Genomic DNA, 19,722 nt, shown 5'->3' with positions numbered 1-19,722 from the left:
CCCCAGACAAAGCGTGATCGCCCACCTTCACCCGATGCCGCTCAGGCGGTCTGATGCGGCTTTGTTGTTTGGTTTCCTACATCCCTGTTTTGCCGTCCAGGCGCTCTCGTAGTAGGTCGGCGTGGCCGTTGTGGCGTGCGTATTCGGCGATCAGGTGTGCCAAGATCTTTCGGAGCATGATCGGTTCCCCGGTTCGGTGATGTTTGCCGGTGGCCTCCAGGGACGGGGCTTCCGCGACGATCGCTCGTGAGATCTCGCACTGTGCGGCCCACACCTCGAATGCCTCGGCCGGATCCCCATCGAGGTCCTCAAAGTCCTGGTCGGGATCCTCGTCCGAGTAGTACAGCGGCACCGTCTCCCGCCCGGCGAACTGCTCCTCGAACCAATACTGCTCAGTCCCCGCCAAATGCCGAACCAACCCGTGCAGCGTCAAGGTCGACGGTGGAATCGCCCGCTCCGACAACTGTTCCCGCGTCAGGCCGTCGCACTTCAAGCGAAACGTTGACCGGTGCCAGTCCAGCAGTTCGGTGAGAATGTCGCGTTCGGTGCCGACGAGGGCCAGAGGGGCGCGGGTGTCGTCTGCCCAGACCGGGCTGTAGTTCTCTTCCGGGATCTGCTCCATGGCGACCAGTGTGCGCCAGACCCATGACAATTTACGGGGTCTGGCCGAGCCCCTGCATGACACGGCCAGACCCGGCGCTCGGGTCGCAGCGAGGGCATAGACCCGTGAACGCATCCCGCGCAGGTGAGGGCGCCCTCACGGCGAGACACCATCCACTCTAGGGCAACCTGGCCGCCGCGACGACCATGTGCCCCTAATGTTCCCCAACCGGCAACAAACTTGACCCGAAAGGTGGCGAGGGCCGGGCGTGTGAGGTACGTCCGGCCCTCGCCTGGTACCCGGCGGCTCGCGCTCGCATCGCGATGTGCCGGGTGGGGTGGCCGATCGCCCCTGACGGCTCGGGCACCCCGTTGGTCCGACCGGTCGCCCTTCGCGAGGGGCCACCGTCGGTCAAGGTTGAGCTTGCCGGGCCGCAGCAGGCCGGAGTAATCCCAGGGAGTCATAGCATCTGCCTATGTATCAACTGGGAAACTGTGAGTGAACCGGGAATGTCGCGGTTTCTCGTGCCGGTTTCAGGGCTTTCTAGTGTCCAGTACGGCCATTTCGTCCGATTCCAGCGCCAACTCCGTTGCTGCGGCCGAGTCCTGGATGCTCGCCGGGCGCGATGAGCCGGGGATGGGGATCACCACGGGTGCCTTGGCCAGCATCCACGCCAGGCACACCCGCTGCGGGCTGACCCCGCGCCGGGCCGCGACCTCGGCGAACGCCGCGAACCGGCTGCCCAGCGCGGAGGCGTCGCGGATGCCGCCGAAGGGGCTCCATGGCAGGAACGCGATGCCGAGGTCGGCGCACAGGCGCAGCTCGGGTTCGCTGCTTCGGAAGACCGGGGAGAACTGGTTCTGCACGGCGGCGAGCCTGCCGCCGAGGATCTCGTTGGCCGTGGCGATCTGCGCCGGATTGAAGTTGGACACCCCGGCCATCCGGATCTTCCCGGCGTCGAGCAGGTCGGCCAGCGCGCCGACGGAGTCCTCGATCGGGACCTTCGGGTCCGGCCGGTGGAACTGGTACAGCCCGATCGCGTCAACCCCTAGCCTGCGCAGCGACGCCTCACAGGCCGCGCGGAGGTGCTCGGGACGGCCGTCGAGGTGCCATTCGTCGCCGGGGCCGCGGGTGTGGCCGCCCTTGGTCGCGACCAGGACCTCCGCGTCGACCCCGCGCAGCGCCTCGGCGATCAGGTCCTCGTTGTGCCCGAAGTCCGACTCGGTCAGGGAGTAGGCGTCGGCGCTGTCGATGAACGTGATCCCGGCGTCGACCGCGGCGCGCACCGTGGCGATGGCCCGTTCCCGGTCCGGCCGCCCCGTCACCGACAGCGGCATGCCGCCGAGGCCGATCGCGCTGACTTCCACACTGCCGATCATTCGGGTCCGCATCACCAGATCCTGCCGTCGTGGGTCTGAACCTGCCAGGGCTACCGGCGGCGGGGCCATGACGCACGGCGCAGGGCCGCGGTCAGCGCCTCGGTCGCGGGCTCGATGTGGGCCATGTAGTCGGCCAGCTGCGCCGGGTCGGCGGTGAGGTCCGGCGCGGGCAGCGCGCCGGGGGTGATCCATGACAGGTCCGCGGTCGGCGCCAGCACCTGCCGCCGCCACCAGCCGGTGACCTCGTCGGTGACCTTGGCCGCGGACTCGGTGGCCGCGGTGATCTCCTTGTCGGCGTCGACGATCTCGCCCACGATGGCGACCACCCGGCCACGTTCGTGCTCGGCGTGCCTGCGGGCGGCCTGGTGGGCGGCGTCGAGGAGTTCCTTGTAGCCGACGACGGGGTCGGTGCTCATGGCGCGTCCAGTGCGGTCGTCGTGTCGAAGGGGATCAGCACGTCCGGCCTGCTGTGGGTGGTCTTGTCGAAGAAGATCGCCCGGTGCGGCCGCGGCGACCAGTCGATGATCTGACCGGCCGCCAGCGTGTTCAGCTCGGATCCCTGCACGTCCAGCGCCACCCACGCGCCCACGTCGTCGGTCCCGCCGAAACCGAGGGTGTCCTTGAGTCGGGCCACCCCGCGCCACCAGCCAATCGTGTGAATCCGTGCGCCGGGGCCGTTCTTGAGCAGCGACCGGAGCCGGTCCAGCCCGCTCTTGGCCAGCGGCGACTCCTTGACCTCCAGCCAGGGGTGCGCGGCGTCCACGGCGTAGAAGAACACGAACCGCGGCCGGGTGGCCTGTTCCTCGGTCAGGGTCGCGATGTCCTCGCCCAGGCGAAGATCGACCTCATGTCCCGCCGCGGTGAGCACGGCGGCGAGCTTGCCGACCCGCTCGGCCAGCGCGGGGACCGGGCACCAGAAGCTGAAATCGCAGCTCCCCGGCTCGTGCTGCCTGCCGAGCGTCAGCGCCGCGGTGTCCATGATGGACATAGCGTCGGCCGTGGCGGTGCCCAGCACGGCCAGATTGCGGCCGGGCACCGGGTCCAGCCGCACGCTCGCCGCCCGGTCGGCGACATCGATGATCTGCCCCAGCACCAACCCGCTCGGCTGGGCGTACGCGGCCGAAGCGACCAGCTCGGGCTGGTGCGCGCCGTCGAACAGCCTCGGCTCCGCCGACGACAGCCGCTCCCACAGCGCGCGTTGCAGGGCGTCGAACGTGCCCCGGCTCGACGCGTCGGGAATGTGGGCGATCTCGTTGCCGTGCGCGACGCCGGACTCGTGGTTGATCACCGCGTGCCAGCGCGGCAGGGTGACCGAGGCGTTGTTGTGCTCGGCCAGGACCCGCTTCGCCTTGGGCATCGCGATGCGCAGCGTGCACTGGTCGTACACCGCGGGCTTGCCCCAGAACGCCTCGATCCCGGCGATGTCCTGGCTGGCCAGCACCAGGTGGATGCCCTGCGACCGACCCCGCCGCGCCACGTCCTCCAGCAGCGTCGCCGCCTGCTGGGTGATCTGGTCGCGCCCGCTGAACAGCGCCTGGAACTCGTCGATCACCGCCACGATCCGCGGCCAGTGCCCCTCCGGGTCGGCCTCCCGCAGCTCCGCGAGCTTGGTGACCTCCTGCCGTTTGGCCGCCTCCGCCCGCCGCGCCAGCTCCTCGGCCAGGAACCGCAGCAGCGCCAGGCCGAACTCGCGGTCGGTGTTGACGTTCACCCCGACCAGCCGCGCCTGCGGCAGCCAGCTCGGGTCCTTGCGCCCCGGCGTCAGGCCCGCGAACGACACGCCTTCCTTGAAGTCGAGCAGGTACAGCTCCAGCTCCGACGGCGGATACCGCGCGGCGAGCCCGCCCAGCATCGCGTAGAGGAAGTTCGTCTTGCCCGACCCGCTCGGCCCGGCCACCAGCGCGTGCGGGGTCGCGTCACCGAGGACGACCTCCACCGGCACGCCCTCGTGGAACCCGACCGGCGTGCGCAGCTCGTCCCGCGCGGACTCGCCGCCATGAACCTCCGGGAGCAGGTCGCCGAACGCGCGCGGTCGCCCGCGCCTGGCCACCACGACATCGCTGATCGCCGCCGCCGCCCGGCTCACCATCGCCGGTGGCGGCGCCGGATCGGCCCGCACCACCACCTCCGGTCCGGTCATGCTGCTCGTGGCGTGCTCGGCGTCGACGAACGTGACCGTCTCCATCGGACTGTTCGCCGACACCGGGACGTCGACCAGGATCAAGTGGACACCGGCGTCCGGGCCGGTGCGGGCGATCCGGTTCAGCTCGCGGTACTGCTCGTCGGCGGGCCGCTCGCCATTGCCGAAGAGCACCGCCACCTGCCACGGCTCGATCCGCCGGTCCGCCGTGACACTGCTCTCCCGCAGCGAGCCCGCGCCCAGCCGCAGCGTCGCCGCGTGCACCTTGCGGACGTGGCCCGCCAGGCCCGCGAGCAGGTCGTCGAGCCGGGTGGGGTCGTGCACCACCATCAGCCCGGCCGCGGTCAGCGGGTGCAGGGTGGGCAGCGGCCCGGTCAGATGCCCGATGTCCCACAGGTGCACCCGGACCGTGCCGGGGGTGAACGTGCTCAGCAGCCGGATCAGCAGGGACTCCACAATGGAGTCGACCGCCGCCCGGCTCGACCCGGTGGAGTTGATCCGCAGGTGCCCGACGTCGAGCAGCGGCACCGCCAGCGGGAACTCGTGCTCCGGCGGCGCGTGCTCGACGCGCGCCGTGCCGATCCGCCACAGCCGCGGCGCGGTCGCCCCCGGGTCGCGTCCGACGTGGCCCAGCCATTCGGCGGCCGGTGCCCCGGCCGGTCCGACCGCGGCCCGGGCGACCACGTCGCGCACCTGGGGCAGACCGGTCCGGTCCCACTCGGCGTAGCTGCGGTCCCGCTCGGCGGTGATCCGCTGCCACACCGCGCGGCGCACCGGGTCGGCCGACACCGATGCCATGAGGTCTTGGTCGCGCGCCGCCTTGGCCAGTCCCATCGCGTAGACCGACTTCTCGAAGTCGAGCTGGGTGCGGCGGACCTGGGCGCGCTGCAACCTGCCCTCGGCGGCCCCCCTGGCCAAGCCCAACACAGACTGCAGTTCCGCCAGTGCCTGCTCGGCCCGTTTGCGGCGCTCGCCCTTGCCCAGCATCTACAGCCTCGTCAGGTAGTCGATCACGGCCTGGCGGCCGCGGGCGACCAGTTCGCCCGCCCGGCCCACTTCGGCGATCGCGAGGTCGAGGTCGGCCGGGTACCAGCCATCCTCCACCCGGCGCGCGCCCAGGAGAACCGCCTTGGCCTCCTCAAGCGGACCGGTGGCGGCGGCGGTGTAGGCCGCGGTCCGGTCCAGGGCGTCGCAGATCCCACGCAGCGCGTCGGCCAGCTCCGAGATCGTCAAAGCCGTGCCGCGTAGCCCTCGGCGGAGGTGATGCTGGCTTGAACCGCGGCTTGGGCGCCCGCGAGGACCTGGAGCGCCTCGGCCAGCAGGCCGTGCGCTTGCGCCACGTCGGCTTGACCGCTGCCTTGAGTGGCAGTCGCCAGCGCCGAACGCGCCTCATCGAGTTGAAGCGACGCCTGAGAAATCGCCGCGATACCTGCCTGTGCCTTTTCGGTGGCCACCGCGATCCCGGTACGGATCTCTTCCACGCCCGCCATGTCGTCACAGGCTAGTGCTGATGATCTCCGTGGGCCGCACCGGGTGCGGTTTCTTTGCCCAATCGAGGGATCAGTGCTGGTTGAATGTCGGACATGGACACTGGGGAGATCGCCAACACGCCCGAGCCGCCGTACTACGCCGTGATCTTCACGTCGGTGTTGGGGCCCGACCACGACGGCTACTACGAGACCGCAGCGCGGATGGCGGAACTGGTCGCCGAGTCACCCGGCTACCTGGGTCACGAGAGCGCGCGCGGGGAGGACCGACTCGGAATCACGGTCGCGTACTTCCGCGACGAGGACTCGATCCGCACCTGGCGGGACAACGCCGAGCACGCCGCCGCCCGCGCCCGCGGCCGCGCCGAGTGGTACGACGGTTTCGAGCTGCGGATCGCCAAAGTCGAACGCGCGTACGGCTTCCGTCGCGCCGAGTAGCCCGCGCCCGCTCGTCGCCGAATGGGGGCGGACCGTGCGGCACGACTATCGTCATCGGGACGTGCGGGCGGGTGGGGAGCGGGAATGACGGGCGCGGGCTTCGCGGCGGGTGCGAGTGCGAGTGCGATGGTGCGCGACGAGGAGTGGCTGGTCCGCGCCTGTGAGCCCGCCGGGGATGGGTGGAAACTTTCCGTCCTGGGCACCTCGTCTACCAGCGATGGCAGCAGAGGAGTACATCGCGGGTTACAAGACCTGGGGTGGATCTGGTGCGAACTATTGCTGTCGAGAACAGTCGCGATCTTGCACTTGCGGTTGGGTTCTGGGCGTCGATCGTCCACGACTTCTTCATCAAGGCTGCCGGTTTCACGGAGCTAAAGCATGAAGTAATGGGGAAGTTGCCGCATGTGCGGGGAGATCGACGCGATCACCGCGATCGTGCTCGGTATCACCGCTGCGAGCTGTGCACGATCTATCGCACTCAGTTCGGTGTGCTCAGCAAGTACGAGCGGGTCATGCGGTTCGACGCCAACGGCCGCCAGGTGCCCTCCGACATCGTCAAAGCCCACGAGGGCGACCCGCGTGAGGCCAACCTCGGGCACTACGTCCTGCCGTTCACCCCGGTCGACCGGGAGAACGACATGACCCGCGCCCACGAGGTCTTCACAGAAAGGCTTCGCTCCCGCTGAGCCTCGGCTTGTGCGTCGCGGCCTTCTCGGCCGCGGCGAGGACCTGCTCGCGCAGTGGGGCGGGTAGGTCGGCGCGTTCGGCCAGCCAGGTCGACCACAGGGGGAGCAGGGCGATCGCGGCACGGGCGTGGTCGGGCTCGTACATGTCGCCGATCAGGAGGCTCGCCACCCTGGCGCGACCCGGTGAGACCCCGTACGCGGTTTCGCCGATGATGCCCTGCGACCACTCGTCGGCCAGCACGTCCACGTCGTCGGGGTCGGGGGCGAGGCCGAACCGCTGGACGTGCCAGTCGGTGAACTCGGCGGCCATCGACAGGTGGTCACCCCGGAAGTACTCCCCGTCCGGCAGGTCGATGCCGCGTTCCTCCAAGGCGAGCGCCAACTTGAGGATTCGGTTCTCGACCCGGAAGTGCTCGTTCAGCACCTCGCGTGTCTCGTCGCCCATGAGGTCCCTGGCGAAGTCGACCAGGCAGGCCAGCTCGTCGCCGTTCTCGACGGGTCGGGACACGGCCGCGTCGGCGGACTCGCCCACCGCGGCCCGCCATGCCGCCTCGGCCTGGGCTGTGTCGTCGTAGACGCCTGCCCCGGCGAGCGTGGGCGTCGAGTCGGAGACGACGTCGAACAGGTATGCCGACGTGTCCGCCTCGCCCGGATACCGGTAGGTCGCGATCACCCCGAACCTCGTGCCGTAGGTGTCGACCAACCGCACGACATCCCCAGTCGCCTGGACGGCGCGCGTGTCGTGCGCCCACGACGGAACTCCGTCGCCGTCGGCGGGACTCGGTGTGCCGATGGCCTCGACGATGCCCTCGCGGGTGTACGGGGCGATCGCGACCAAGCCGTGCCGCAGCAGGTCCAGTCGCAGCCGCTCGTCCCCCTCGGCGGTCAGGCGCGCGCGGTCGGTGGCGGCCACCAACTCGATGAACCAGCGCGAGAAGTGCAGCCCCATCCGGATGTCGTACAGCGCCCAGTGCAACTGCTCGCCGACGAGTTCGGCGGTGCGCTGTTGAAGATCGGACGGACTCACGGCCAAGGTCAGGGTGGCGGCGCCGTCGAGCACCGCCGCCGTGGCCTGGTCGAACCAGTCGGGACGCGGCTGGCGACGGGGCTGGGAAGGCCGGTTCTTCGCCTTCTTGTTCTTCTTGGGCTTACGCCCGCGAGACACCGGAGACACCCCGAAGACCCTAGGCGATCCCCGCTGCCGCCACCGCCGAGGCCACCCGGCTCAGCCGTCCAACCCGCCTGACCTGGCCTGACGCAGAAACGACCAGAACGCGCCAGCGCCGACGACCACCACCGGACCGGTCCCGTTCTCCTTGCTGTCCCGAACCGCACCCCCGGCGACCAGACACGCCAACTCCACACACTGGGCGTCATTGCCCCCGCCCGTTCGGCTGCTCTTGCGCCAGTTTGCGCTGGTCAGATCCCTGGATCGGGTCGGCATAGTCGATCTCCTCAGCTCAGTTCGGCGATCCTCTCGCTCAGTATCTCCATCGAGTCGCTGTCGGAGACAGCGAGTTCCCACGCTTGGTCGAACCCGACCGAGTACGGACCGGTGGCCTTGATGTATTCGGGCCTGGTCAGAGAGGCGACATAGGCGATCGTTCGTGACGGCTTGATGTAGAGCAGGGTGAACGGGCAGCCCAACGCAGGCGATGAGCCTGCGGACCAGGGCAGTATCCGGAATCGAACGTTGGCGAACTCGGCAACTTTGGCCAGGTGCACGAGTTGTTCGCGAAGCACCTCCCGGCCGCCGACCTCGCGGTGAAGCGCGAGCCCAAGCTGTCTCCCGGCACTGGAGGCGACCGGCTGGAGTTCACCCTTGGCTCCGGATCGGACAGTCGGATGTGGACGATGGAGGCGCGGCGAGCGTGGGCTACGTGCGGCCGGACTTCGGCCTGTCGTGCGCCGACCCAAGGGTGCCCGCGGTAGCGGTGTTCTGCGACGGGCGAAATTCCACGCCACCGCCGAACATAACCGGATCGCCGACGACGAGAAGCCAAGGTCGACACGTTCGACAGCGTGAATCGTCGACGAGGGCGAGGACCTGCACGCCACCCACTGGCTGATGCTGCGCCGCCTCGTCAACGAAGGCCCGAACGACCTGTTCCTCTGCGAGGACGGCCACCAGCGCGTCTATGGGGAGAAGCTGACGCTGGGCCAGTTCGGCATCCATATCGTCGGCCGGTCCCGCAGGCTCACCCTCAACTACCGCACCACCCGGCAGAACCTGCGCTTCGCCTTGGGCCTCATCGACGGCGAGGTGTCCGATTTGGACGGATCGGCCGAGACCGTCGCGGGCTACCGCGGCCTGCTCAGCGGAGCTGAGCAGGCCGCACGGGGATTCGCCGGCGAAGCCATGGAGACGGCCGCGATCGTCGAGACCGTGCAGGGGGTGGCGGGCCAACCTCGACGCCGCGCTGCGCGAGCGCCACGGCGCGGACGTCGACAAGGCGGGCATGACCCCCGACCTGTCGGTGATCGGCGTGCTCGCCCGCACCAACCGCCAGTGCGACGACCTCGCCCGCGCCCTGCGGCAGGCCGGAATCTCGGTGGAGACCCTCGGCAAGGACTTCGACGTCACCGGCGACGGCGTGCGCGTGGCGACCATCCACCGGGCCAAGGGCACGGAGTTCGCCCGGGTGATCGTCGCCCGGCTCAGTGACGGCTCGGTGCCGGAGCACTGGATCCTGGAGCAGTCATCCGAAGGCGACCACGTCGACATCCTCCAGCGCGAACGCTTGTTTCTTTACGTCGCCGCCACCCGGGCCCGAGACCACCTAATGCTGACGTGGTCCGGCACACCTTCCAGGTTTCTCCCCGAGGAGGTCTGGGGCGACGGCGCGGAGCAGGGCCCGCGATCACCTTGTGCTCACCTGGCCTGGCGGCCCGTCCCGGTTTCTCCCCGCGTCGTCAGGGTTAGGGCATGTCCTGCGGATCATGGCGGGCGGTATCCGCGCCCGCTCGGCCCCTGGCCGCACCGCGGGAACGGCCACGGACAACCAGTACGCGACCGTCCCCGCGGCACGCCCAGGAACCAAGCGGATCACGGATCCCACCCACCATGATCCACAGGACACCCCCTAGTCGAGGAGGTCGGGAGCGACGGCGCGGAGTAGGGCCCCGCCCATCGTCGCACCTGTTGATCAGTCGATGAACGCCAGCAGTTGTTGGATCTGGCCGGTTCTCGACCGCACGACACGATCGGCCAGGGCCCGCACGGCCGGGTCGACACCGTCGGCCAGTTCCGTGCGGGCCAGTTCGACCGCGTTGTGCTGATGCCCCGTCAGCACGGTCACGAAGCGGTGTTCGAACTCACCGTCCGGCAGGGCGGACAGCGCTGCGATCGTGTCGGGCGCGGTGACGGCGGGCCCACCGTGGTGGGAGTGCGCCGCCGGATCGGGGTCGGCCGCGGCGGGCTGACCCCAATCGGTCAGCCAGTCCCGCATGGTGTCGATCTCGGTCGCCTGCGTCAGCTCGATCGCCTTGGCCAGGTCCTTGACCTGCGCGCGCACCGGTCGGGTGGCGGCCATTCGGACCAACTCGACGCCCTGCTCGTGGTGGGTGACCGCCATTTGCAGGAACATCACGTCGGCGGCGTTGTGGCCGGACCCGTTCGGGACCGTGGCGGCACTGTGGCCGCCATGGGCACCGGGCGTGCCGGAGCAGCCGGTCAGGACCATGGCCAAGGCGACGATCAGCAGGCGGCGCATGTCAGACCCGCTGCCAGAGCGCCGGGGTGACGTCGGGCTCCCAGCCCGAGAGCGCGGTGTGGCCCTGCGTGCAGCGGTAGGAGCCGCCGTTGTAGGTGACCGTGGCGCCGGTCGCGTAGGCCGTGCCCGCCGCCCAGGTGCCGGTCGACGGCGGCGTGGTCGTGGTCGTGGGCGGGGTGGTGGTCGTGGTCGGCGGCGTCGTGGTGGGCGGGGTGGTCGTCGGGGGAGTGGTGGTCGGCGGGTTGCCGCCGCCGACCTGCAGGTCGACGCAGTTGTAGAAGGCCATCGGCGTGTCGGCGACGTTCCAGACCACGAGGAGCTTCTGACGCCCGCTGTAGCGGCTCAGGTCCACCACGTGGCTGAAGGACGCCGGGGGTCGGGCGCCGTTGTCGTTGAACACCGCGATGCGGGTGCCGCCGATGAAGTACTCCCAGCTGGCGGTCGAGTGTCGGGCGGTGATGACCCAGTTGAAGGTGACCCGGCCCGCGGCCACCGAGGTGGCGGGCCAGTTGCGCGAGTCGTCGTTGAGCTGGGCGAACTGGCTCAGTCCGCCGTGGCAGTTGCGCTGGCCCTTGGGGCCTTCGACGCTCTGCGGCTCCCAGATGACCGGGCCGCAGTCGGCGATCTTGCCCTGGGCGCACACGGCTTGCCTGCTGGGCGGGCTGGAGATGTAGCCGTGGGCCATGGCTGGGGTCGACGGGATCAGGATGAGCATTAGCGGGGCCAGACAGGCGCCCGCGGCGAGGGCGATTCGGCGTTTCACGGCGGTCCTTCCACAGCTGTTCTGCGTGTGTTTCGTCGTGTTCACAGCGGAACGGGAGCAGTGGGACGCCTGCTGCCGAGCGGGATGCTCAGTTGTCTAGACCATAGGAACCGGGTGTCGCCCGCGTCAAGATCTCGGGGCCGATCGGGAAATTCCCAGTGCCCGCGACCGGCCGTTCGGCCAGGTTGGCGAGTGCGCGGGCGGGCCTCGGGTATTTTGGGACACCTGTTCGAGTCATCACCACAAGCCGGGAGTGCGCCCCAGTGACTGCCGAGACCCTCTACGGAGCGGACGACCTGACCCATCTCGAGGGTCTGGAGGCGGTTCGCAAGCGGCCCGGCATGTACATCGGGTCCACCGACAGCCGCGGTATCAACCACCTGTTCAGCGAGGTCGTGGACAACTCGACCGATGAAGGTGTCGCGGGTCACGCCACCCGGATCGTGGTCACCCTGCACGCCGACGGCAGCGTCCAGGTCGACGACGACGGCCGCGGCATCCCGACCGGGACCCACGCCAAGTCCGGCCTGTCCGGCGTCGAGCTGGTGCTGACCAGGCTGCACGCGGGCGGCAAGTTCGGCGGCTCCGGCTACAAGACCTCCGGCGGCCTGCACGGCGTCGGCGCCTCCGCGGTCAACGCCCTGTCCCACCGCTTCGACGTCACGGTCAAGCGCGAGGGCAAGGTCCACCAGATGTCCTTCGCCCACGGCGTGCCCGGCCTGTTCGACGGTCCCGGCTCGAAGGCCAAGTTCACCCGCCAGTCCGGCCTCCAGATCGTCGGCAAGATGAAGCGCGGCGAGAAGACGGGCACCTCGATCCGCTACTGGTATGACGCGCGTTACTTCGAGAACAGCGCCGCGCTGGATGTCGAGGGTGTGCGGGGCAAGTTGCGCAACACCGCGTTCCTGGTCCCGGGTGTGACCTACGTCCTGCGCACCGCGATCGAGGGCGCGATCAACGAGGAGACCTTCCACTACCCCAACGGCCTGACCGACATGGTCGACTTCCTGGCCCCGTCGAGCGAACGCGCGGTCTCCGGCACCATCCTGATCACCGGCGACGGCACCTACCTGGAGAACGCCGCCGACGAGAACGGCGTCATGCGGTCCAAAGTGGAGCGCCGGGCCGAGGTCGAACTGGCGCTGCGCTGGGGAACGGGCTACGACCGCACGGTCGAGTCCTTCACCAACACCATCCGCAACATGCACGGCGGAACCCACCGCAAGGGTTTCGAGCGCGCCGCGGTGAAGGCGTTACAGGAAGCCATCTCCCGCACGCGCGGCCTGTTGAAGCCCAAGGAAGACCTGCCGACCCTGGATGACGTGCTGGAAGGGATGACAGCGGTCATCCACGTCCGCATCCCCGAGCCCCAGTTCACGTCGCAGACCAAGGACGAACTGAGCACCGCGGGCATCACCAAGGTCATCGGCGGCGTCGTCGAACGGTACTTGAAGGCCTGGGTCGACGACCGCAAGACCAAGAACGAAGCCAAGGTCGTCCTCCAGAAGATCGTCGACGCCGGCCGAGTCCGCGTCGCCCAGAAACAACAGAAGGACGCCGCCCGCCGCAAAACGGCGCTGGAAGGCGCGGCGATGCCCGCCAAACTCGTCGACTGCCGCGCGACCGGCGTGGCCCGCAGTGAGCTGTTCCTGGTGGAGGGCGACAGCGCCCTCGGCTGCTTCACCGGCGACACGATGGTGGCGTTGGCGTCCGGACAGAGTCGATCTTTCGCCGACCTGGCGGCCGACTGGGCCAATGGCGTCACCCACTTCGGGTACACGACCAACAGCGCGGGCCGAGTCGTCGTCGCGCCGCTGGTCGAGCCGCGACTGACCAAACGGGGCGCGGCACTGGTGCAGGTGCGGCTGGACAACGGCGAGTCGGTGCGGTGTACGCCCGACCATCGCTTCCGCCTGCGCGACGGTTCGTATCGACGGGCAGACGAGCTGAGCCCTGGCGATTCGCTCATGCCGCTGTACCGCTCGTTCTCGTCCAAGGCCGCTGGAGATAAGCTCGACGGCTACGAGCGCGTATGGATGAACGACCGCGACGAATGGGTCTACACCCACTACCTGGCCGATGTCTACAACCTCCGGCATGGACTGGACACCACGGCCAACGGCAAGGTGTGCCACCTCGGGCTGAGGGAAGCGGCTTCGATGGTCAACCACAAGGTCGCCTCGGTGGAACCGCTGACGGAAACCGCGGATGTCTACGACCTGACGGTCGAGGGCTATCACAACTTCGCGCTCGAAGCAGGTGTGTTCGTCCACAACAGCGCGCGGCTCGCGCGGGTGTCGGAATATCAGGCGCTGCTTCCGTTGCGGGGCAAGATTCTCAACGTGCAGAAGGCCAGTCTCGCCGACACCCTGCGCAACGCCGAGATCGCCTCGATCGTGCAGGTGCTCGGGTCGGGCACCGGCCGCGCCTTCGACCTCGCCGCCATGCGCTACGGGCGGGTCATCCTGATGGCCGACGCCGACGTCGACGGGTCGCACATCCGCACGCTGCTGATCACGCTGTTCGCCAAGTACATGCGCCCGGTCATCGAGGACGGCAGGCTCTACGCCGCGATGCCGCCGCTGCACAAGGTCGTCACCAAGGGCCGCAACGCCGAGACCCACTTCACCTTCACCCAGCGCGAGATGGAGACCACGGTCGCGCGCCTGGAGAAGGCGGGCAAGACGATCGTCAAACCCGTGCCCCGCTTCAAGGGCCTCGGCGAGATGGACGCCGACGAACTGTGGGACACCACCATGAACCCGGCCACCCGCTCGGTCCGCCGCATCACCCTCGACGACGCCGAGGCCGCCGAGGCCGCCCTGGAACTGCTGATGGGCGAAAAGGTCGAACCCCGACGCAATTGGCTCATCGACTCGTCGGCCCGGGTCGACCAGTCCGCGATCGACGTCTGAGCAGAAGAGGAAGCAGCGCACCGATGGCACGCCGCAAGGGCCCCGCGACCAAGGTCGACCCGAACGCCTTCGACCGGGCGGGCGCCAAGGTCTTCGACACGCCGGTGAAGTCCGAGATCGAGGACTCGTACCTGGAGTACGCCTACTCGGTCATTCACTCCCGGGCCCTGCCGGACGCGCGGGACGGCCTCAAGCCGGTCCACCGCCGGATCCTGTTCTCGATGAGCGAACAGGGCTACCGCCCAACCAGCGCCTACGTGAAGTCCTCCCGCGTCGTCGGCGACTGCTTCGTTCGAGGCGCGCGGGTCTCGACGCCGGAAGGCGTGCGTCCGATCGAGGACATCGAGATCGGCGACAAGGTCCTCGACGGCGACGGGGTGCCGGTCCAAGTAATCGCCGTGTACGCGAATCCGGTGTCGGAACTGGTGCGTGTCACATGGTCGGACGGCACCACGATGCTCGTCACGCCCGGCCAGCGGTTCTGGTGCGCGGGCGGGAACGCGGCGGAATGGGTCGCCGCCGCCGACCTCACCGGACGGCGAACGATTCGCGCGGGCGAGTCCGACCTGGCCGTCGTGTCGGTCGAGCGGGCCGAACCCGCGCCGACCTTCGACATCCAGGTCGACTCCGACGAGCACGCGTTCGTGGTCGAGGGTTTTGTCGTCCACAACTGCATGGGCAAGTACCACCCCCACGGCGACATGGCGATCTACGACGCTATGGTTCGGATGGCGCAAGACTTCTCGCTCAACACGCCGTTGGTCGACGGGCATGGAAATTTTGGTAGCCCAGACGATGGACCGGCCGCGAGCAGATACACCGAGGCTCGGATGTCCCAAGCCGCAATGCTTCTTGTCGGGGAGCTTGGCGAGGACACTGTGGACTTCCGGCCGAACTACGACGGTTCCCTGCAGGAGCCCGGTGTTCTGCCAGCCGCCTTCCCCAATCTATTGGTGAACGGCACCTCCGGCATCGCCGTCGGCATGGCGACCAACATGATCCCGCACAACCTAGGCGAGATCGTCACCGCCGCCCGCTGGCTGGTCACCCACCCCGACGCCACGCTCGACAAGCTCATGGAGTTCGTTCCCGGGCCCGACCTGCCCACCGGCGGCATGTTGCTCGGCCTCGACGAGGTGCGCCGCGCCTATGAGACCGGGCGTGGGGTCGTGCGGATGCGGGCGAAGGTCGAGATCGGACCGCTGGAGGGCAGTCGGGGCAGGCAGGCGATCACGATCACCGAGCTGCCCTACCAGGTCGGCGCCGAGAAGATCATCGAGAAGATCACCGACGAGGTGACCAAGTCCAAGCGCCTCACCGGGATCGCCGACGTCAAGGATCTCACCGACCGGGAGAACGGCACGCGGGTCGTGGTGGAGTGCAAGGTCGGGGTCAACCCGCAGGCGCTGCTGGCCGACCTCTACCGCCTCACCCCGATGGAGTCCTCCTTCGGCATCAACAACCTGGTGCTGGTCGACGGCAAGCCGCAGACCCTGGGCCTCAAGGCCCTCCTCGACGTCTTCCTCAAACACCGCTACGAAGTCGTCACCCGCCGCACCCGCTACCGCAAGCGCAAGCGCGAGGAACGCCTGCACCTGGTCGACGGCCTGCTCATCGCGCTGCTCAACATCGACGCGGTGATCAAGCTGATCCGGGGCAGCGAGGACGCCGTCGACGCGAAGTCCGGCCTGATGACGAAGTTCAAGCTCTCCGAGATCCAGGCCACCTACATCCTCGACACCCCGCTGCGCCGCCTCACCAAGTACGACAAGCTCGAACTCGAAGGCGAGCAGGACAAGCTGCGCGCCGAGATCGCGGAGCTGTCGAAGATCCTCGACGACGAGTCCGTCCTGAAGAAGGTCGTGTCCATCGAACTCGCGGCCGTGGCCAAGGACCTCGCCGAGGAACGCCGCACCGCGCTCATCGACGGCGACCTCAAGGAGGTGCTCGCCGCCTCGAAGCCCGCGGGCCCGCTGGAGGTCGCCGACGACCCGTGTCAGGTGATCCTCTCGGCCACCGGCCTGGTCGCCCGCACCGCCGCGGAGTCCGAGGAGTCCTCCGAGGCACGCAGGCGCAACGGCCGGGTCAAGCACGACGCGGTCGCCGCGGTGGTCCACTCGACCGCGCGCGGGCAGATCCTGCTGGTCACCAACCGGGGCCGCGCGGTCAAGACCGACGTGCTCCCGCTGCCCGTCCTGCCTGAGCAGAGCGGCACGGTCTCCCTCACCGGTGGCATGGCGGCCAGCGAACTGCTCGACCTGGACCCCGGGGAGCGGGTGGTCGGCATCGCCCCGCTCGACGACGACGCCTCGCCCGGCCTCGCGCTGGGCACCAAGCAGGGTGTGGTGAAGATCTGCTCCCCGGAGTGGCCCGTGCGGTCGGACGACTTCGAGGTGATCACCCTCAAGGACGGCGACGAGGTGATCGGCGCGAGTTGGCTGGGCGACGGCTCCGAGTCGCTGGTGTTCCTGTCCTCGGACTCGTCGCTGCTGCGCTACGCCGCGTCGGTGGTGCGGCCGCAGGGGCTCAAGGGCGGCGGCATGGCGGGCATCAACCTGGCCGCCGACGCGCACGCGATGTTCTTCGCCGCGGTTCGCACCGACGATAGCGAGCACGGCGAGCCGATGGTGGTCACCTCGACCGGCCAGAGCGTCAAGGTCACCCCGTTCGAGCTGTACCCGGCGAAGGGCCGGGCCACCGGCGGCGTCCGGTCCCACCGGTTCCTCAAGGGCGAAGCCGGGCTGGCCCTGGCCTGGGTCGGGCCGCGTCCGGCGGGATCGAGCCGCACCGGGTCGGCGGTGGAACTGCCGGAATCCGACCCGCGCCGCGACGGTTCTGGGCACGCGCACCCGGGGCCGGATGTCGTGGGCCATTTGATTGAGCGGGACTGATCCGACGGTCTAGTCAGGGTGCCCTAGGGTTTTCCCCGATGCTGGGCAGGGTCATTGGCAATAACGTTGTCCTCGGTCGCCCGGGGCGACTGGGCGCGCAATCCAACCGCAGCCCGGGCGGCCGCGCGACTTTATGGACAACGAAAGAGTGCCGATGACTCGGGCCCGGTGGGAATCCGGCCCGTAGCAGCCACGGACCCCGCTGCATTGCCCGCCTTACGCCCGAGGTTGGCGGGGTCCGTGTCTGTCTTTTCCGGCCAAGCGATCTCGTCTGGGAGGACACCTGATGGGAGCACCGGGGTGCCTGCCCGGTTCCGCGCCCGAACCATTGCTGTCCGTGGCCCCCGCGGCCGAACGGATCAGCAGGTCGCGTGGGTCGTTGTTCCATTCAGGAGTTCTGCGTCCCGGCGCGGTCACGGTGCTGTGGCTGGAGGGTTACCAGCCCACCAGGGTCCGGCCGCGGTCAGTCGCCGCGGTGGTGTACTTCCCGCCGGTCATCGACACGCCTGAGGGGCTGTGTCTGGAGACCGATCAGGTCTGGTTCGGGGTCCCGGCGCGCACGTCGAGCTGGTAGCCCGCGCGCGCGGAGAAGTCCGCGACCACGCTGAACCGGTCGCCCCGCACAAGCGTGGTGCGCCACTCCACCGCGATGCCGTCGGCGGTGCCCAGCCGGTGGATCGAGAACGCCGCCACCCCGATCGGGATGTCCAGCAGCCGCCGCTCGGCCGGAGTCGGGATCACCGCGCGGATCTGCTCCTGGCCGCCGGTCAGCCGGATCCCGCACCGCGCGTCGAGTTCCTGGTAGAGCGAGGTGTCGGCGAAGTCGACGCCGCGCAGCGGGGCGGCCACTGACTTGGGCAGCCAGACCCGGTCGACGGCCAGCGGCTCGTCGTTGGCCAGCCGCAGCCGCTCCAGGTACAGCAGGGGAGTCGACTCCTCCAACCCCAGCCGGACCGCGACGACGCCGTCGGCCCGCACGTCGAGGGTGCGGACCACGCTGTGCTGGTCCATGCCCAGCGCCCGCACCGAGGCGAAGAGGCTGTAGAGCGCGCCGATGGGCTGGGTGATCTCGGTGGGCTTGCCCAGCCGGGGCGGCTGGCCGCGGCCTGCCACCACGAGTCCGTCGGCGCGCAGCCTGCGCAGCGCCTCGCGGACGGTGTTGCGGCTGACCTTGTATTCGGCGGCCAGCGCGAGTTCACCGGGGAAGGCGTCGTCAAAGTGGCCAGCGCCGACTCGGCGCAGCAGGTCGGCGTGCAGCTGAGCCCACAGTGGCGTGTGACTACGCCGGTCGAGTACGGAGGTCCCCACGTCGGGAAACCTAGCAGGCCGAGTTTTCCAGCAGCCGGTACGGGCGCAGGGCCAGCCACATGTCGGGAACCTAGCAGGCCGCGTTTTCCAGCAGCCGGTACGCGCGCAGGGCGATCTCCAGGTCGAGGCGGGAGTCGGGCGCGGCGAGGCGGTCGCCGAAGAGCTTCTCCACCTGACGCATGCGGTAGCGGACGGTCTGTGGGTGGACTTGCAGCTGCTCGGCGATCTCGGGGGCGCTGCCGCGGCTGGCCAGCCACGCGAGCAGGGTCTCGACGGTCCGAGCGCGCTGTTTGACGGTCAGCTCGGCCAGCGGGGCCAGGGCACCCTTGATCAGTTCCCCGACCAGGAACTCGTCGGCGAGCAGCCAGAGCGTGGTCAGATGGTCGCGGCACCACACGACCGGGCCGTCCTTGATGATCCCGCGGTCCATCAGCTCCATCGTCCGCCGCGCCCAGCGCCGTGACTTGGCCGCGTCGGCGAGCGGGACCGTCGGGCCGACGCAGATGCGGTGTCCGCGGACCCGGCCCCGCAGGGCCAGCACCCGTGCGGCAGGGTCGGCGACGATCAGGCACGGGCGGTCGCCGTCGTGATCGGCCAGCACGTCGTCGGGCAGCGCGGAGCCGAACAGCTTCTCCAGATCGCCGTCGACCACCAGCACCCCCACCGTAGGCGGTGGCCGCCAGCGGGCCGTTGCCGCGAGCTTGGCCATGGTCGCGCCGGTCGCCGGGGTGCCGTTGAGCAGGAGGTCGACCAGCCTGCGGCGGCTGCGCTCGATGACGCCGACCGACTGGGCCTGGGCGGCGGTGTAGCCCTCGATCGACAGGGCGGAGATCTCGTCGACGTAGGCGAAGATCGCCTCGGCGGCCTTGGCGAGCATCGGGGTGGGGACCTGCTGCTCCTGGCACCACACCGCGACGTGGCGCCAGGCCACGCGGCCGCCGACCCGGTAGGCGGTCTGCAGGCAGTCGAGGCTGCGGCCCTCGGTGAATTCCATCCGGCCCAGCTGGCGGAACACGTTGGCCCAGTCCTCGGTGGGCGCTCCCATCCGCAGCACGGCCTGTTCCACGCCCGCGACCATCGCCGCGCCGAACTGGCCCTTCAGCGGCTTGGCGTAGGCCGGGACCGCGCGCTGGATCTCGCGGATCATGTCCGTGGTCAGCCTGCCGACGAGCGGGCGGAACTGGTCGACCACTTCTCGGGGCAGGCTGGCCCACAGCGCCGCCGCGGGTCCGTCCTGAACCACCTCTGTGGTCATCGAGAGTCCCCTGTCGTCGCGAGACGATCGGAATTGTGTTGGCGACAATAAGTTCCGGATACGCCGCTTGTCAAAGTTCAACTTTACGTGACACCACAACTATTCGGTACCCCCGGCTGCTCGCCTGGTGACAACTTTTGGATCGA

At 69.3% G+C, this 19,722-nt stretch carries 20 protein-coding genes and 1 pseudogene; 7 read left to right on the top strand and 14 right to left on the bottom strand.

The genetic code is table 11. The features are described 5' to 3' along the window. Window positions 1-76: 76 nt before the first annotated feature. The 6 genes from BN1701_RS11615 to BN1701_RS11590 all read right to left on the bottom strand — a co-directional run bounded on the left by BN1701_RS11615 (window position 77) and on the right by BN1701_RS11590 (window position 5,610). Complete coding sequence (locus BN1701_RS11615) at window positions 77-622, bottom strand: DinB family protein (RefSeq protein WP_054048205.1); 546 nt, start codon at window positions 620-622, stop codon at window positions 77-79. 512 nt (window positions 623-1,134) lie between these two features. Further along, window positions 1,135-1,992 carry an aldo/keto reductase gene (locus BN1701_RS11610; protein WP_054055790.1) on the bottom strand — a complete coding sequence of 286 codons (858 nt, stop codon included), beginning with the start codon at window positions 1,990-1,992 and terminating at the stop codon, window positions 1,135-1,137. 38 nt (window positions 1,993-2,030) lie between these two features. Next, the gene (locus BN1701_RS11605) at window positions 2,031-2,396 is read right to left on the bottom strand and encodes a hypothetical protein (protein ID WP_054048204.1); all 366 of its coding nucleotides are present in this window, start codon (window positions 2,394-2,396) and stop codon (window positions 2,031-2,033) included. Continuing rightward, the gene (locus tag BN1701_RS11600) at window positions 2,393-5,107 is read right to left on the bottom strand and encodes an FtsK/SpoIIIE domain-containing protein (protein WP_054048202.1); all 2,715 of its coding nucleotides are present in this window, start codon (window positions 5,105-5,107) and stop codon (window positions 2,393-2,395) included. Before BN1701_RS11600 ends, BN1701_RS11605 begins: the two co-directional genes overlap by 4 nt. Further along, window positions 5,108-5,353, bottom strand: coding sequence for a hypothetical protein (locus BN1701_RS11595; protein ID WP_054048200.1), 246 nt, complete (start codon window positions 5,351-5,353; stop codon window positions 5,108-5,110). Then, entirely contained in the window at window positions 5,350-5,610 is a 261-nt protein-coding gene (locus tag BN1701_RS11590; RefSeq protein WP_054048198.1) for a hypothetical protein, read from the bottom strand. Before BN1701_RS11590 ends, BN1701_RS11595 begins: the two co-directional genes overlap by 4 nt. Window positions 5,611-5,703: 93 nt before the next feature. Here BN1701_RS11590 and BN1701_RS11585 point away from each other — a divergent pair, with 93 nt between their 5' ends. Next, window positions 5,704-6,045 carry an antibiotic biosynthesis monooxygenase gene (locus BN1701_RS11585; protein ID WP_054055789.1) on the top strand — a complete coding sequence of 114 codons (342 nt, stop codon included), beginning with the start codon at window positions 5,704-5,706 and terminating at the stop codon, window positions 6,043-6,045. A gap of 257 nt (window positions 6,046-6,302) precedes the next feature. Further along, entirely contained in the window at window positions 6,303-6,731 is a 429-nt protein-coding gene (locus BN1701_RS11580) for a hypothetical protein (RefSeq protein WP_157367924.1), read from the top strand. Here BN1701_RS11580 and BN1701_RS11575 read toward each other — a convergent pair. From BN1701_RS11575 to BN1701_RS11565, 4 genes are read right to left on the bottom strand one after another with little or no spacing between them, the layout of a single operon-like run. After that, a complete protein-coding gene (locus tag BN1701_RS11575) occupies window positions 6,706-7,896 on the bottom strand; it encodes a hypothetical protein (protein WP_054048194.1) in 1,191 nt (396 codons plus the stop codon). The genes BN1701_RS11580 and BN1701_RS11575 overlap by 26 nt on opposite strands. A gap of 60 nt (window positions 7,897-7,956) precedes the next feature. Beyond that, window positions 7,957-8,175: a DUF397 domain-containing protein gene (locus BN1701_RS34210; protein ID WP_082859791.1), complete on the bottom strand. Its 219-nt coding sequence runs from the start codon at window positions 8,173-8,175 to the stop codon at window positions 7,957-7,959. Window positions 8,176-8,186: 11 nt separating this feature from the next. Beyond that, on the bottom strand, window positions 8,187-8,696 hold the full coding sequence (locus BN1701_RS37830; RefSeq protein WP_255364623.1) for a Scr1 family TA system antitoxin-like transcriptional regulator: 510 nt from the start codon (window positions 8,694-8,696) through the stop codon (window positions 8,187-8,189). Then, entirely contained in the window at window positions 8,608-9,192 is a 585-nt protein-coding gene (locus tag BN1701_RS11565; RefSeq protein ID WP_054048189.1) for a hypothetical protein, read from the bottom strand. The genes BN1701_RS37830 and BN1701_RS11565 overlap by 89 nt, the downstream gene beginning before the upstream one ends. Between BN1701_RS11565 and BN1701_RS11560 the strand changes: the two genes are divergently transcribed. Beyond that, window positions 9,191-9,799: a 3'-5' exonuclease gene (locus BN1701_RS11560; RefSeq protein ID WP_054048187.1), complete on the top strand. Its 609-nt coding sequence runs from the start codon at window positions 9,191-9,193 to the stop codon at window positions 9,797-9,799. The two genes, BN1701_RS11565 and BN1701_RS11560, sit on opposite strands and share 2 nt — an antisense overlap. Window positions 9,800-9,877: 78 nt before the next feature. Here BN1701_RS11560 and BN1701_RS11555 read toward each other — a convergent pair whose 3' ends face one another. Together BN1701_RS11555 and BN1701_RS11550 are read right to left on the bottom strand one after the other, a co-directional pair. After that, the gene (locus BN1701_RS11555; RefSeq protein ID WP_054048185.1) at window positions 9,878-10,444 is read right to left on the bottom strand and encodes a DUF305 domain-containing protein; all 567 of its coding nucleotides are present in this window, start codon (window positions 10,442-10,444) and stop codon (window positions 9,878-9,880) included. Window position 10,445: 1 nt separating this feature from the next. Then, window positions 10,446-11,159, bottom strand: coding sequence for a lytic polysaccharide monooxygenase (locus tag BN1701_RS11550; RefSeq protein ID WP_082860320.1), 714 nt, complete (start codon window positions 11,157-11,159; stop codon window positions 10,446-10,448). Window positions 11,160-11,470: 311 nt separating this feature from the next. Here BN1701_RS11550 and BN1701_RS38170 point away from each other — a divergent pair. The 4 genes and pseudogenes from BN1701_RS38170 to BN1701_RS35460 all read left to right on the top strand — a co-directional run. Further along, window positions 11,471-12,883, top strand: a pseudogene (locus BN1701_RS38170) (ATP-binding protein); the annotation flags it as partial. Beyond that, the gene (locus BN1701_RS38165; protein WP_369800672.1) at window positions 12,860-14,122 is read left to right on the top strand and encodes a toprim domain-containing protein; all 1,263 of its coding nucleotides are present in this window, start codon (window positions 12,860-12,862) and stop codon (window positions 14,120-14,122) included. The pseudogene BN1701_RS38170 and the gene BN1701_RS38165, both read left to right, overlap by 24 nt. 23 nt (window positions 14,123-14,145) lie before the next feature. Further along, window positions 14,146-17,013, top strand: a complete 2,868-nt coding sequence (locus BN1701_RS11540) for a DNA topoisomerase (ATP-hydrolyzing) (RefSeq protein ID WP_082859789.1) — start codon at window positions 14,146-14,148, stop codon at window positions 17,011-17,013. Between the two features lie 286 nt (window positions 17,014-17,299). Further along, window positions 17,300-17,587, top strand: a complete 288-nt coding sequence (locus BN1701_RS35460) for a hypothetical protein (protein ID WP_157367922.1) — start codon at window positions 17,300-17,302, stop codon at window positions 17,585-17,587. Here the strand turns inward: BN1701_RS35460 and BN1701_RS11535 are convergent. Then, on the bottom strand, window positions 17,545-18,321 hold the full coding sequence (locus tag BN1701_RS11535) for a GntR family transcriptional regulator (protein ID WP_054048179.1): 777 nt from the start codon (window positions 18,319-18,321) through the stop codon (window positions 17,545-17,547). The two genes, BN1701_RS35460 and BN1701_RS11535, sit on opposite strands and share 43 nt — an antisense overlap. Before the next feature lie 70 nt (window positions 18,322-18,391). After that, window positions 18,392-19,576: a helix-turn-helix domain-containing protein gene (locus tag BN1701_RS11530; RefSeq protein ID WP_054048177.1), complete on the bottom strand. Its 1,185-nt coding sequence runs from the start codon at window positions 19,574-19,576 to the stop codon at window positions 18,392-18,394. Window positions 19,577-19,722 lie beyond the last annotated feature (146 nt).

The sequence above is a fragment of the Alloactinosynnema sp. L-07 genome (assembly GCF_900070365.1).
Lineage (GTDB): Bacteria > Actinomycetota > Actinomycetes > Mycobacteriales > Pseudonocardiaceae > Actinokineospora.
Note: the sequence above shows the minus strand (reverse complement) of the source record. Positions and strands in the feature narration are given on the sequence as shown.

Excerpts from the sequence above, each read along its gene's own strand:
- BN1701_RS11555 (WP_054048185.1), bottom strand. The coding sequence starts at position 10,444 with ATGCGCCGCCTGCTGATCGTCGCCTTGGCCATGGTCCTGACCGGCTGC.
- BN1701_RS34210 (WP_082859791.1), bottom strand. The coding sequence starts at position 8,175 with ATGCCGACCCGATCCAGGGATCTGACCAGCGCAAACTGGCGCAAGAGC.
- BN1701_RS11540 (WP_082859789.1), top strand. The coding sequence starts at position 14,146 with ATGGCACGCCGCAAGGGCCCCGCGACCAAGGTCGACCCGAACGCCTTC.
- BN1701_RS11610 (WP_054055790.1), bottom strand. The coding sequence starts at position 1,992 with ATGCGGACCCGAATGATCGGCAGTGTGGAAGTCAGCGCGATCGGCCTC.
- BN1701_RS35460 (WP_157367922.1), top strand. The coding sequence starts at position 17,300 with ATGGGAGCACCGGGGTGCCTGCCCGGTTCCGCGCCCGAACCATTGCTG.
- BN1701_RS11615 (WP_054048205.1), bottom strand. The coding sequence starts at position 622 with ATGGAGCAGATCCCGGAAGAGAACTACAGCCCGGTCTGGGCAGACGAC.
- BN1701_RS11605 (WP_054048204.1), bottom strand. The coding sequence starts at position 2,396 with ATGAGCACCGACCCCGTCGTCGGCTACAAGGAACTCCTCGACGCCGCC.
- BN1701_RS11530 (WP_054048177.1), bottom strand. The coding sequence starts at position 19,576 with ATGACCACAGAGGTGGTTCAGGACGGACCCGCGGCGGCGCTGTGGGCC.
- BN1701_RS11565 (WP_054048189.1), bottom strand. The coding sequence starts at position 9,192 with ATGCCCGCCTTGTCGACGTCCGCGCCGTGGCGCTCGCGCAGCGCGGCG.
- BN1701_RS11585 (WP_054055789.1), top strand. The coding sequence starts at position 5,704 with ATGGACACTGGGGAGATCGCCAACACGCCCGAGCCGCCGTACTACGCC.
- BN1701_RS11560 (WP_054048187.1), top strand. The coding sequence starts at position 9,191 with ATGACCCCCGACCTGTCGGTGATCGGCGTGCTCGCCCGCACCAACCGC.
- BN1701_RS11590 (WP_054048198.1), bottom strand. The coding sequence starts at position 5,610 with ATGGCGGGCGTGGAAGAGATCCGTACCGGGATCGCGGTGGCCACCGAA.
- BN1701_RS11600 (WP_054048202.1), bottom strand. The coding sequence starts at position 5,107 with ATGCTGGGCAAGGGCGAGCGCCGCAAACGGGCCGAGCAGGCACTGGCG.
- BN1701_RS11550 (WP_082860320.1), bottom strand. The coding sequence starts at position 11,159 with ATGCTCATCCTGATCCCGTCGACCCCAGCCATGGCCCACGGCTACATC.